A 12,622-nucleotide genomic window follows, 5' to 3' on the forward strand; every position below is an offset into this window, starting at 1 on the left:
TTACGAACGCTTGCCGGCGCCGCGGGCAAAACGACGCTCGAGGCGGCTTTGACCAAATGAAAGAACAGTCACCACCGCCAGGTACCAGATACCGGCCACAATCAGCAGCTCCATGACCCGCGCGTTGGCGTAGTAGATGTTTTGCGCGTTGTGCAGCAGCTCCGAGTACTGGATCACGCTGGCCAGGCTGGTCATTTTCACCATGCTGATGAACTCGTTGCCTACCGGTGGAATGATTACGCGCATGGCCTGCGGCAGAATCACCCTACGCAGTGCTTGCAGGCTCGGCATACCGATAGACTTGGCCGCTTCATATTGGCCGGTGTCCACCGAGAGCAAACCGGCACGCACCACTTCGGCGGTGTAGGCGCCCTGGTTGATGCTCAGGCCAAGCAGGGCGGCCACGAACGGGGTCATCAGGTCGACGGTGTCGATGCTGAACACGCCGGGAATCGCGATCACCGGGAAAATCAGCGCCAGGTTGAACCACAGCAGCAATTGCAGAATCAGCGGCGTACCGCGGAACAGCCAGGTGTAGGTGATGGCCACATAGCGCAGGATCGGGTTGGCCGACATGCGCATGATCGCCGTGATCACCCCGATCACCACGCCCAGCGCCATCGCCAGGATCGACATGACAATGGTATTCACCAGCCCCCAGAGGATGGCTTCAGACGTGAGGAACTGGCCGATGTAGGACCATTCGATCTGGCCATTGGCAAATGCGCGCAGTAGCGCGGCCAGGGCGATCACGATCAACGTGGCAAAAAACATCCGCCCGTAATACCGCCGCGGTACGTGCTCGTATTGCGTGATATCGAACTGGTTCTCGGACAACTTGCGCTCAGCTTCCAAGCGCTCCGCCGGGGTTTGGTTCATGGTGATTCTCCAAAAAATACGTGTTGCTTGATCGTTCCCACGCTCTGCGTGGGAATGTCGCCTCGGACGCTCCGCGTCCCGCTGTTAGTGCGTGGCTTGGCGACGCGGAGCGTCACAGGATGCATTCCCACGCAGAGCGTGGGAACGATCGTCAAAAAACGACTACCGCTGTACTCGGTCCCACGGTTGAAACCCGATGCAATGTGGGAGCTGGCTTGCCTGCGAAAGCGCCAGTCAGCTCACCACACCTACCCAGGCTTAAATCCGAAACCCCTGATAACGCTCAACCCACTGCTGCTGCTCAGCCAACGCCACCTTCAACCGCCCAATCTGCTCGCGAATCCGCTCCGGCGCCGTGCCACCCCAGCCACTGCGCGCCGCAATCGCCGCCTCCAGGGTCAGGCACTCACGCACCTCAGGCAGCAACCGCGCATCCACCTGCGCCAACATCGCCGGCGAGGCTTCCCACAATTCAATCTCATGCTGCTCACAGGCCTGCACCAACGCGCCGGTAATCTCATGCGCCTCTTTAAACGGCACACCACGGGTGGCCAACCAATCCGCCACCTCGGTCGCCAAGGTAAAGCCCATCGGTGCCTGGCGCCGCAGTTCGTCCACCTGCACCTTCATGGTCGCAACCATCCCGGCCATCGCCGGCAGTACCAGCAGCAAAGTGTCGACGCTGTCCAACACACTGTGCTTGTCTTCACTCAAATCGCGGTTGTACGACAGCGGCAAGGATTTAAGCGTCGACATCAACCCGGTCAGGTTGCCAATCAAACGCCCGGCCTTGCCCCGCGCCAGTTCGGCAATGTCCGGGTTCTTTTTCTGCGGCATGATCGAGCTGCCGGTGGCGTAGGCATCGTCCAATACCACCCAGCGAAACTGGCGCGACGACCACAGGCAAAACTCCTCCGACAGCCGCGAAATATTCACCCCGAGCATGCCCGCCACAAACAGAAACTCCGCCACATGGTCACGGCTGGCTACGGCATCAATGGAGTTTTCGCACGGCCCGGTGTAGCCCATTTCCTTGGCCGAATGCTCGGGCTGGCGTGCAATGGCAGAACCGGCCATCGCCGCGGCACCCAACGGCGACAACGCCGTGCGCGCATCCCAATCCACCAGGCGCTGCACATCGCGCAGCATCGATTGCGCGTGCGCCAGCAAGTGGTGGGCGAACACAATCGGTTGCGCCTGCTGCAAATGGGTAAAGCCTGGGCAGATGCTGTCGATGTGCTGCTCAGCCTGCTCCACCAGCGCCTGCTGTAAACCCAACACCTCGCTGGTGATGGTGCGCGCATGGTCGCGCAGGAACAGGCGCAGGTCATTGGCGGTCTGGTCGTTACGCGAACGCCCGGCGCGCAACTTGCCGCCCAAGGCGCCCAGGCGCTCGGTCAATACGCGTTCGATAAAAGTGTGTACGTCCTCGTCATCCAGGGTTGGATGCAGGCGGCCGGCGGCGAAATCGTCACCGATACGGTCCAGGGCTTCCAGGGTGCGCAGGGTTTCCGACTCATCCAGCAAACCGGCGCGCTGCAACTCACGGGCATGGGCACGGGAGCCGGCCAGGTCGTAGGGCGTCAGGCGGAAATAGCGCTCAGGGCAACGCGACAACGCGGCCAAGGCAGCAGACGGGCCGGTCTTGAAACGAGCGCCCCAAAGGCGGTCAGTGGGCTGGGACATCGGTATTCCTCACGCTTGTTTTTAGAAGAGTCGGAGGCAGTAAAAAGCTAAAAAGACCTGATCGTAATGTCAGGTTTTTACGGGTGTTAAATCAGCCTCTGTGTGCTGTTCAACCCGCTATATTCAAGGTTGCCAAGGGCGGATGTTTGCAGCCATTATCGCCGCCTGGCTATGTTCAAGGATTGGGTTGAAGCCTGTTGAATATGGCACTTGAGGTCAACGCGTATTATGGAAACCCCACTTTCCACTTCTGGAAACATGCCGCCAAAACCCGGCACACGACCGCCGCTGCAACTGAGCGGGCTGGACTTCAAACTGCTGCGCGTGTTCATGGCCGTGGTCGAAGCCGGCGGCTTCAGCGCCGCGCAAAACGAGCTGAACGTGGGCCTGGCGGCCATCAGCAAACAGATCTCCGACCTTGAAATTCGCATCGGCATGCGCCTGTGTACACGGGGCCGCGAAGGGTTCGGCCTGACCGAAGAAGGCAAGTTGGTGTATCAAGCGTCCATCGAGTTATTTACCTCGGTAGACAGTTTTCGCGACAAGCTTAGTTCGGCGCAAAACGAGCTGATTGGTGACCTTAGTGTCGGCGTTATTGATAACACCGTGTCCGACGTTAATTCCCCGCTAATTACCGCGCTGGGGAAATTACACAGCGAATCGCCAAAAATTAGATTGCGTCTACATGCCTCGCAACTCGACGAAGTTGAACGCGGCGTGGTGGAAGGGCGGCTGATCGTCGGCATCGTGCCGGTGTACCAACGCCGCGAAGAATTCGACTATTTTCCTCTGTACGAAGAAAAAGCCCACGCCTACTGCGCCGTAGGACACCCGCTGTTCAACGCGAGCGACATCACCCCAGAGGTGCTGCGCCAATACGAAGTCGTCAACCACCGGTACGCGATCCATCGCGACAAGGCCAACTTCGTCACCTACGACAGTCAGTCTGCCTCGGCCTCACAGGTGGAAGCCGTCGCCATCCTGATCCTCACCGGCCGCTTCTTAGGCTTCCTGCCGGAACATTACGCAGCGCCACTGGTAAGGGAAGGGCGCCTGCGCGCACTGTGCCCGGAACAGGTTCACCTGAGCACGGCATTCAACCTGATCCTGCGTCATAACGCCCCGAGAAGCCCGATGGTAAAAGCCTTCGCAACAGCGCTGGGTGTGGACCTGAAGACGCCGGCCTAAGCGTCAACAAAGCTCAAATGTGGGAGCTCTCGAGCCCCAGCGAGGCAGCGATGGGATCGCCTCGGTCCAGCCTCCGAGCACATCCATCTGCATCGACCCCTAGCACCCCATGCTAGTGAGCTTCCCAGCTTGAAGCCGATCCCAATGTGGGAGCTCTCGAGCCCCAGCGAGGCAGCGATAGGATCGACTCGGTTTCCCCGCCGACCCCACCCACCCGCATCACCGCTGCAACTTGCCCTGCTTCTTCTTCGAATGAAAATGCCGAAAATGCGCATCCTGCGCCGCCGCCAGCAACTCCCGATCACCACGCGTATCACCCCAGGCGCGTAACCGATACTCGCCCAAATCCCCATACACCGCCTCAAGGCGCAGCACCTTGTTCTCACAGCGGCAGTTATTCCCCGTGAGCTTGCCCGTCAACACGCCGTCGACCACCTCAAGCTCAGTGCCGATCAACTTGATGCCCAGCCGATTCGCAAACGGCTGCAGCACCAACGCCGGCGACGCCGAACACAGCGTCACCACCGCCCCGGACTTCACCTCATCTTCCACCGACTGCAAGCCCTTGGGGCGCATCAACTTGGTCCAATAACGCTGACAATACGCCTCAGCCTGCTGCTGCACCCACGCCTTCTCCACCCCGGTCATAAAGGTGCGGATCAACTGCGCCTTCAACTCATCCCGGCTGATCTGCTGCAGCAAAAAGCGCAACCCCGGCACGGCGAGTTTGACCATCCGGCCATAAAACTCAACGGGGCCGAAGGCAAATTTGAGGAAGGGCACGAAACTGTCGTGGTGGGTGAGGGTGCCGTCGAAGTCAAAGACGGAGAGTACTTTGGCGTCGATGGGGCCGGCTTCAAGCATGTCTGGGTTCACGGGTTGGCCTCGGTCCTATCTAGTATTTTTTGAGCGTTCATCAGGTGTGACAGCGGGAGTTTACTCTTCTCTCAACCTTTCGATTTTCGAGTAAAGCCCTTGGGTGAACTCTTCCCGATCACTCGACCGGTGACAACGCTGATGGCAATTGGGGCACAAGGCTACAGCATTGGTCGTGCGATCCGAACCCTTCTGGGCCAGGTGCTTGACGTGATGTACTTCAAGAAATGGCAAACCGTCGACTTCGAAAGGTGCGTTAGAGCCGCAGCCTTCGCAAATGCCTTTGGCTTCTTTTAGTACCCAGGCGCGTACCTTTGGATCGCGGACAAAGGCGGTGCTGATGGTCGACACTTTCTGCGGGTTGGCGATACCATCCGGTAGCTTTTGGAAAGGTTGCTGCTGCAGTTTGGATGCGCGGCGGATAAGCGTTTGCTCATCTGCCGTTTGTGCTGCGTCTTCGGATTCGAATACACCCTGCTCGGCAAGCGCTTGGCGGATGCGTTGCTCCACGCCCGTACCCACGTTCTTTGCAGGCTTATAGCCTTCGATACGGTCCCAGCCCATACGCACAAGCACGGTGGAGATGTTTTGCATGCGAAATTCAATGGAACCCTTCGCGCGACCCGCCACCGGGCCTTCGCGCAGGATGCGGTTTTCGAGGGCTTTGTTAAAAGGCTGGCCGTTTTTCTCCCAGGCCAACATCTTCAGGTACGCCTCGACCGCCGCTGCCAACTCCGAGTCGCTCCAGTCCGTTTTGTCTTTCGCAATATCCATACAGCCGCCGAGGGTAGAAAACCCTCGGACGATACTGAGTAGCCATTACTGCGTCTACGAAATCTCCTACGAATCGGTGGGATTTACCGTTCGTTATCTTCAGTACAGTCGCTGCTTAATTCGGAAAATTTGGGTGAGCTTTCGCCACCACGGAGTCTTTGCTGACCCCCTCAGATAGGTCCGATTAACCAGCAAATACGGCATGTCCCGAAGCCGTATCCAGCCCTCATCCTGCCAATGCAGCAGGTTCAACGACATCTCCGGCCAATCCAGCATGCTCAACAGTGGGCGCTCCACCGTGCGTGGCTGCCCCGCGTCCCGCAACGTTGGAACCACTTCATGAGTGAGCCAACTACGCAGAAGGCGATTCCCCGGTGTGTAGTGATAAACCAACAGCGCGTAAGCCCCGGATTCGCTGATCATCAGCATTTCTTCCGGTTGACCGTGGAACAGCAGTTTTAAAGTTCTTCGTTGGTCTTCATCGAGCTTGCGAGTCGTGCGCTCATCCAGAAACCACCCCATCAAACGCCCAAGGTCACGCGCACAGAACCACGCTTGGTTTTCTAGAAGGAGGGCATGTAAATGAAGATTATGACGAGTAAAAACTAAGGCGATTGAAAGCTCGGATGCGGCCATGTCTTTAGCGTCAGGTAAGTTGAGCAGATATTGGCTAGACATTTCCTATGACCTCTACGTGATTTAAGGAAGGGAGTGAACCCAACGTAGAGAGCGGATTTAAGAAACTCCAACTTGCTAGGCCTCGATACAGCATTCATTCCGCATAATTAGTCTGCGGTTTCTTGGCTGTTTGAGTGAGGCTAGCAGCTACGTTGGGCGTTTCTTAGGCACCGGTAGACGAGAATATTTAACATCGAAATTCGTATCAACCTTTCTATGGATGATCCTGGTGTAAGACGGTTCCTAAACAGATCAAGAGGGCATAAAAAAGCCCTGAACAAGTCAGGGCTGATTAAAGACGCTTGGCTAAGGAATCAATCCCAGCTCAGCGCGCCGCCGGTCTGGTACTCGATCACACGGGTTTCGAAGAAGTTTTTCTCTTTCTTCAAGTCCATGATCTCGCTCATCCACGGGAACGGGTTAGTCGTCCCTGGGTACTCTTCTTTCAGGCCGATCTGCGACAGACGGCGGTTCGCGATGAACTTGAGGTAATCCTCCATCATCGCCGCATTCATGCCGAGAACCCCGCGCGGCATGGTATCGCGCGCGTATTCAATCTCCAGCTGCGTCCCCTGCAAAATCATCTGGGTCGCTTCTTCCTTCATCTCGGCATCCCACAAGTGCGGGTTTTCGATTTTGATCTGGTTGATCACATCGATACCGAAGTTCAGGTGCATCGACTCGTCACGCAGGATGTACTGGAACTGTTCCGCGACGCCGGTCATTTTGTTGCGGCGGCCCATGGACAGGATTTGGGTGAAGCCGCAGTAGAAGAAGATGCCTTCCAGGACGCAGTAGTAGGCGACCAGGTTGCGCAGCAGTTCTTTGTCGGTTTCGACGGTGCCGGTTTCGAACTTCGGATCGGAGATCGAGCGGGTGTACTTGAGGCCCCAGGCGGCTTTTTTGGCGACCGATGGAATCTCGTGGTACATGTTGAAGATCTCGCCTTCATCCATGGCCAGCGATTCGATGCAGTACTGGTAGGCGTGGGTGTGGATCGCTTCTTCGAAGGCCTGGCGCAGGATGTACTGGCGGCACTCCGGGTTGGTGATCAGGCGGTACACGGCCAGCACCAGGTTGTTGGCAACCAGGGAGTCGGCGGTGGAGAAGAAGCCGAGGTTGCGCATGACGATGCGGCGTTCGTCGTCGGTCAGGCCTTCGGGGTTTTTCCACAGGGCGATGTCGGCGGTCATGTTGACCTCTTGCGGCATCCAGTGGTTGGCGCAGCCGTCGAGGTACTTCTGCCAGGCCCAGTCGTACTTGAAAGGCACGAGTTGGTTGAGGTCGGCGCGGCAGTTGATCATGCGCTTTTCGTCAACGGCGACGCGGGCGGCGGAGCCTTCGAGCTCGGCGAGGCCTTCGGCGACGTCGAGTTTGTCCAGGGCGGCCTTGGCGCGCACGATGGCGGCGGAGTCGTTGGCGGTGACGGCGCGGGCTTCGATGGCGGCGGCAGCGCCGGCACCGTCGAGGCGGTCCATGTTGGCTTCGGTGGCGTGGCCGGCGTTGGCGCCTACTTCGCCTTCTTCTTCTTTGTCGAATTCGTCCCAGCTCAGCATGACGTGTCGTCTCCTGCGTGAGGGCTCAAAGGTGCCCGTGTGAAACCGGATGGTTGGGTGTTCACACGGCCCTGAGGCCGCGGTGGATCTTAAGGAATCGTTTGTTGCAACAGCTCGCGCAGGCAAATAAACGGAATAGGGTTACGGGTTCTGCTTGAGGCTTGAGGTGCGCAGCAACAGATGCAGGCTCGCGCGGAGGCCTCAGGTCTGGCTCTTCATCCCAGTGTAAAGGGATATTGCAGGCCCGATTTACCCGCGCATTATAGGGAAAAAATCGGCTTTGTGTTGCGGCGGATGGTCACGATTGAGCGCCAAAATGGTGTGGTTTTCGGCCAGAGCGTGTGTTTGCAAGGCTTTGCAGGGGTAGGAATTTTTTGACAGGCGGTGGGATAGTTTTTGTAGGGCTGGGGAGGGGGAATTGGGAAGGGCTGTGTGGGATAGGTTTGGCTGGGATCGCCATCGCAGGCAAGCCAGCTCCCACATTGGGTCCGGGGTGGACATGAGGGCGGTTCTTGGCCGCAAGAACGATTTCTTGCGGCGACCAAGATCCGGGTTTAGATCTGACTGAACAAGTTATTACCCGTTAGAACAACCATTGCCCATGACTTGATATTGAAGAATGTGCCGCTGACCTTGCGAATCTTCATATTCCATTTGTACCGGTACAACCTGGCACACTTCCGGGACGCTGCTCATGGATAAAACTTTGGCGACATCCAAGTGTGTGCTGTAAGTGTAATCCTCAACTACCGGTGCGTTGTGTCCAGCCAGCTCAGTCGGGGCTTCGTCGGCCAGGGCGGCGGTGGCGCACAAGCTGCTGAGGGCCATAACTACTAAAGCTTTCATTTGTGTATTTACCTTCTTCAGGGCGAAAGGGGTCACGGGGCCCTTATGAGGCCGCGTGTGTAACTTAAGAGTTGGGAAGTTCGGATTAACGTTGCCTTCGTGGGGGCTGTTACGGTGTTAATCACAGTGCCGTGTTGGCGGAGTTGATTTTAGGCCTGCGGGTTATATTCATATACCCGTGCTTTTGATAAACACTATTGGCGGTTTTTGTAACAATCCCTTGGTAAAGGTTTTTTCATCAGGCGCCAAAGCCGTGCAGGCCGTGGGCCAGAGCCCTGAAAAGGCATAGCAGGGCAATTTGTAGGGGCTTGTTACTACCATCGTCGAATGGTTCTATGGGGCTGCCCCGGCTACAACAGGGGCCATACAACAACAACTATGTCACCGAGGTAAGAAAGATGAGTGCGGCTTCCCTGTACCCCGTTCGCCCCGAAGTAGCAGCCAACACGCTGACCGACGAGGCGACCTACAAGGCCATGTACCAGCAGTCGGTGGTCAACCCCGATGGTTTCTGGCGCGAGCAAGCCAAGCGCCTTGACTGGGTCAAGCCTTTCACTGCGGTCAAGCAGACTTCTTTCGACGACCACCATGTCGACATCAAATGGTTTGCCGACGGCACCCTCAACGTTTCCTACAACTGCCTGGACCGCCACCTCGCCGAGCGTGGTGATCAGGCGGCGATCATCTGGGAGGGCGATGACCCTTCCGAAAGCCGCACCATCACCTACCGCGAGCTGCATGAAGAAGTCTGCAAGTTCGCCAACGCTCTGCGCGGCCAGGATGTGCATCGCGGCGACGTGGTGACTATCTATATGCCGATGATCCCCGAAGCCGTGGTCGCCATGTTGGCCTGTACCCGCATCGGTGCGATTCACTCCGTGGTGTTTGGCGGTTTTTCGCCGGAAGCCCTGGCCGGTCGCATTATCGACTGTAAGTCGAAGGTGGTGATCACCGCCGACGAAGGCATCCGCGCCGGTAAGAAAATTCCGCTGAAGGCCAACGTCGACGACGCGCTGACCAACCCGGAAACCAGCAGCATCCAGAAAGTCATCGTGTGCAAGCGCACCAATGGCAACATCAAGTGGAACCAGCATCGCGACATCTGGTACGAAGACCTGATGAAAGTGGCGGGCACTGTGTGTGCGCCTAAGGAGATGGGCGCCGAAGAAGCGCTGTTCATCCTTTACACCTCTGGCTCCACCGGCAAGCCTAAAGGCGTGCAGCACACCACTGGCGGCTACTTGCTGTACGCGGCCCTGACCCACGAGCGTGTGTTCGACTACCGCCCAGGCGAAATCTATTGGTGCACCGCCGACGTCGGTTGGGTCACCGGTCACACTTATATCGTCTATGGCCCGCTGGCCAATGGTGCGACCACGCTGTTGTTTGAAGGTGTGCCGAACTACCCGGATATCACGCGGGTCGGCAAGATCGTTGACAAGCACAAGGTCAATATCCTCTACACCGCGCCGACCGCGATCCGCGCGATGATGGCTTCAGGCACTGCTGCCTGCGAAGGTGTGGACGGCAGCAGCCTGCGCTTGCTCGGGTCGGTGGGTGAGCCGATCAACCCGGAAGCCTGGGATTGGTACTACAAGAATGTCGGCCAATCCCGTTGCCCGATCGTCGACACCTGGTGGCAGACCGAAACCGGCGCCACCTTGATGAGCCCGCTGCCGGGTGCCCACGCGCTCAAGCCGGGTTCGGCGGCGCGCCCATTCTTTGGCGTGGTGCCGGCGCTGGTGGACAACCTCGGTAACATCATCGAGGGCGCTGCCGAAGGCAACCTGGTGATCCTCGATTCGTGGCCAGGCCAGGCGCGCACGCTGTATGGCGACCATGACCGCTTTGTCGACACCTACTTCAAGACCTTCCGTGGCATGTATTTCACCGGCGACGGTGCGCGTCGCGATGAAGACGGCTACTGGTGGATCACCGGGCGTGTGGACGACGTGTTGAACGTGTCCGGACACCGCATGGGCACCGCCGAGATTGAAAGCGCGATGGTTGCGCACCCGAAAGTCGCTGAGGCAGCGGTGGTCGGTGTACCGCATGACATCAAGGGGCAGGGCATCTATGTGTATGTCACGCTCAAGAATGGTGAAGAGCCGAACGAAGCGCTGCGCCTGGAGTTGAAAAACTGGGTGCGCAAAGAGATTGGGCCGATTGCCTCACCGGATGTGATCCAGTGGGCGCCGGGCTTGCCGAAGACGCGTTCGGGTAAAATCATGCGCCGGATTCTGCGCAAGATCGCTACGGCTGAGTATGACGGGTTGGGGGATATCTCCACCTTGGCCGACCCAGGGGTGGTGGCGCATTTGATTGAGACGCACAAGACCATGAACGTCGCATAAGGCGGGCTGGGTCAGATAAAGCCCCGTTCGGCGTGAGCCGGGTGGGGCTTTTTTGTGGGGCTTGGTCCGACCTCTGCGGCGAAACCGGATCACTGTGGGGGCTTGCCTGCGATGAGCATGGGTATCGAGACAACTTTTGAAGGCAGCCATTTCTCCTGTGGCGAGCAGGCTTGTCCTGCGTTGGGCTGCGAAGCAGCCCCTGACCCAGACGCTGAGTTCTTTCAGGAAAACTGCAGTGCTTTTACTGGGGCCGCTTCGCAGCCCAACGCAGGACAAGCCTGCTCGCCACAACAGCCCACCTGCCACCTAACCGGTTGTATAGATACCTATGCTGCGATGAGGGCGTATCAGGCACAGGTGGGTTAGCTGACAGGCCGCTATCGCAGGCAAGCCAGCTCCCACATTTGGAATGTGTTTCATGGCCGGAGTCTGATCGTTCCCACGCTCCGCGTCCGTTCTTGGGGCGTGACGCAGAGCGTCACAGGATGCATCCCCACGCAGAGCGTGGGAACGATCTGTGCGTAGGCCAATAAATATCGGTTTCTCTCGTAGGAGGTTTCTGAATGTTACCGGCCACCCTAAATGTGTAACCCCACGCCCAATCCTGAGGCAATGTGCTACGCCTGTGCCCCGAAAACCCGCGTTTTAGACACCCTCAGAAATAAGATTAAACGCCAGACTTGCCGTGCTAGAAGGGTTTGCGAATAATAGGCCCGCAATTTGCAGCATCAACAGGTTTAATATCTTTTGTCTCTGCATAAAATTCAGAGGCTGTCAATGTGCTGGAACCGCTTTCTCGGTGCTTCTGTAAATTGTTGTCGCATTGAGGAAATATCGGCTTCCGGCCTGTCGTTAGAATGCCGATCACTCGCTCGTCGTCTCCTGTATTGATTCGGGGTAGGACGCAGCACCGCTATTCGGTTTCACTTAAGTCGCATCGTGGGCCACGGCTCATTCTGCTTTTTGCCCTATACCGATGGAGTCCCAAGATGAAGAAACTTGTGCTGTTGGGCGCCCTGGCGCTGTCCGTGCTGTCCATGCAGGCCTTCGCTGATGAAAAGCCTCTGAAAATTGGTATCGAAGCGGCTTACCCTCCGTTTGCCTCGAAGGCGCCGGATGGCAGCATCGTCGGTTTTGACTACGACATCGGCAACGCCCTGTGCGCTGAGATGAAGGTCAAGTGCGTATGGGTTGAGCAAGAATTTGACGGCCTGATCCCTGCGCTTAAAGTGCGCAAGATCGACGCGATCCTGTCGTCCATGTCCATCACCGAAGACCGCAAGAAGTCTGTGGACTTCACCAACCGCTATTACCTGAGCCCAGCGCAGCTGGTGATGAAGGAAGGCACCACCGTCAGCGACAGCCTGGATGAATTGAAGGGCAAGAAGATCGGCGTGCAACGCGGTTCGATCCACGATCGTTTCGCCAAGGAAGTCCTGGCCCCTAAAGGCGTCACGGTTGTGCCTTACAGCTCGCAGAACGAAATCTACCTGGACGTGGAAGCCGGTCGCCTTGACGGCACCGTGGCCGACGCCACCCTGCTGCAAGACGGCTTCCTGAAAACCCCGGCCGGTAAAGGCTACGCGTTCGTGGGCCCACAGTTCACCGACGCCAAGTACTTCGGTGACGGCATCGGTATCGCTGTGCGTAAAGGCGACAAGGCCGACCTGGACAAGATCAACGCGGCCATCGCGGCGATCCGTGCCAATGGCGAATACAAGAAAATCCAAGACAAATACTTCGACTTCGATATTTACGGCGCTGACCCTAAGTAACTCGTCGCAG

General features: G+C 57.7%; 10 protein-coding genes. 3 read left to right on the plus strand and 7 right to left on the minus strand.

Going from position 1 to position 12,622, the window contains the following annotated elements; translation table 11 throughout:
• Both P5706_RS07315 and argH read right to left on the minus strand, forming a co-directional pair.
• Entirely contained in the window at window positions 1-879 is an 879-nt protein-coding gene (locus P5706_RS07315) for an amino acid ABC transporter permease (protein WP_105695533.1), read from the minus strand.
• Between the two features lie 258 nt (window positions 880-1,137).
• Window positions 1,138-2,565 carry an argininosuccinate lyase gene (gene argH, locus P5706_RS07320; protein WP_285678867.1) on the minus strand — a complete coding sequence of 476 codons (1,428 nt, stop codon included), beginning with the start codon at window positions 2,563-2,565 and terminating at the stop codon, window positions 1,138-1,140.
• A gap of 228 nt (window positions 2,566-2,793) precedes the next feature.
• On the opposite strand from argH, the gene P5706_RS07325 reads away from it, so the two are divergent.
• Window positions 2,794-3,753: a LysR family transcriptional regulator gene (locus P5706_RS07325; protein ID WP_285678868.1), complete on the plus strand. Its 960-nt coding sequence runs from the start codon at window positions 2,794-2,796 to the stop codon at window positions 3,751-3,753.
• 219 nt (window positions 3,754-3,972) lie between these two features.
• Here P5706_RS07325 and P5706_RS07330 read toward each other — a convergent pair whose 3' ends face one another.
• The 5 genes from P5706_RS07330 to P5706_RS07350 all read right to left on the minus strand — a co-directional run bounded on the left by P5706_RS07330 (window position 3,973) and on the right by P5706_RS07350 (window position 8,483).
• Complete coding sequence (locus tag P5706_RS07330) at window positions 3,973-4,617, minus strand: HAD-IB family hydrolase (protein WP_285682670.1); 645 nt, start codon at window positions 4,615-4,617, stop codon at window positions 3,973-3,975.
• 72 nt (window positions 4,618-4,689) lie between these two features.
• Window positions 4,690-5,403 carry an HNH endonuclease gene (locus P5706_RS07335; RefSeq protein ID WP_285678869.1) on the minus strand — a complete coding sequence of 238 codons (714 nt, stop codon included), beginning with the start codon at window positions 5,401-5,403 and terminating at the stop codon, window positions 4,690-4,692.
• 99 nt (window positions 5,404-5,502) lie between these two features.
• Entirely contained in the window at window positions 5,503-6,039 is a 537-nt protein-coding gene (locus tag P5706_RS07340; protein WP_285682672.1) for a BRO-N domain-containing protein, read from the minus strand.
• A gap of 356 nt (window positions 6,040-6,395) precedes the next feature.
• Window positions 6,396-7,637 (minus strand): ribonucleotide-diphosphate reductase subunit beta, encoded by a 1,242-nt coding sequence (locus tag P5706_RS07345; RefSeq protein ID WP_285678870.1) that lies wholly within the window; start codon window positions 7,635-7,637, stop codon window positions 6,396-6,398.
• Between the two features lie 576 nt (window positions 7,638-8,213).
• The gene (locus P5706_RS07350; RefSeq protein ID WP_200433176.1) at window positions 8,214-8,483 is read right to left on the minus strand and encodes a DUF2790 domain-containing protein; all 270 of its coding nucleotides are present in this window, start codon (window positions 8,481-8,483) and stop codon (window positions 8,214-8,216) included.
• A gap of 398 nt (window positions 8,484-8,881) precedes the next feature.
• On the opposite strand from P5706_RS07350, the gene acs reads away from it, so the two are divergent.
• Window positions 8,882-10,837, plus strand: a complete 1,956-nt coding sequence (gene acs, locus P5706_RS07355; RefSeq protein ID WP_056861684.1) for an acetate--CoA ligase — start codon at window positions 8,882-8,884, stop codon at window positions 10,835-10,837.
• A gap of 989 nt (window positions 10,838-11,826) precedes the next feature.
• Window positions 11,827-12,612, plus strand: a complete 786-nt coding sequence (aotJ, locus tag P5706_RS07360) for an L-arginine-binding protein AotJ (protein ID WP_065929365.1) — start codon at window positions 11,827-11,829, stop codon at window positions 12,610-12,612.
• The last annotated feature ends 10 nt before the right edge of the window (window positions 12,613-12,622 follow it).

Source organism: Pseudomonas sp. ChxA, assembly GCF_030263855.1.
GTDB classification, from domain to species: domain Bacteria; phylum Pseudomonadota; class Gammaproteobacteria; order Pseudomonadales; family Pseudomonadaceae; genus Aquipseudomonas; species Aquipseudomonas fluorescens_CB.

Coding starts and splice junctions, on each gene's coding strand:
- aotJ (WP_065929365.1), top strand. CDS start 11,827: ATGAAGAAACTTGTGCTGTTGGGCGCCCTGGCGCTGTCCGTGCTGTCC.
- P5706_RS07345 (WP_285678870.1), bottom strand. CDS start 7,637: ATGCTGAGCTGGGACGAATTCGACAAAGAAGAAGAAGGCGAAGTAGGC.
- P5706_RS07315 (WP_105695533.1), bottom strand. CDS start 879: ATGAACCAAACCCCGGCGGAGCGCTTGGAAGCTGAGCGCAAGTTGTCC.
- P5706_RS07330 (WP_285682670.1), bottom strand. CDS start 4,617: ATGCTTGAAGCCGGCCCCATCGACGCCAAAGTACTCTCCGTCTTTGAC.
- acs (WP_056861684.1), top strand. CDS start 8,882: ATGAGTGCGGCTTCCCTGTACCCCGTTCGCCCCGAAGTAGCAGCCAAC.
- P5706_RS07340 (WP_285682672.1), bottom strand. CDS start 6,039: ATGGCCGCATCCGAGCTTTCAATCGCCTTAGTTTTTACTCGTCATAAT.
- argH (WP_285678867.1), bottom strand. CDS start 2,565: ATGTCCCAGCCCACTGACCGCCTTTGGGGCGCTCGTTTCAAGACCGGC.
- P5706_RS07325 (WP_285678868.1), top strand. CDS start 2,794: ATGGAAACCCCACTTTCCACTTCTGGAAACATGCCGCCAAAACCCGGC.
- P5706_RS07335 (WP_285678869.1), bottom strand. CDS start 5,403: ATGGATATTGCGAAAGACAAAACGGACTGGAGCGACTCGGAGTTGGCA.
- P5706_RS07350 (WP_200433176.1), bottom strand. CDS start 8,483: ATGAAAGCTTTAGTAGTTATGGCCCTCAGCAGCTTGTGCGCCACCGCC.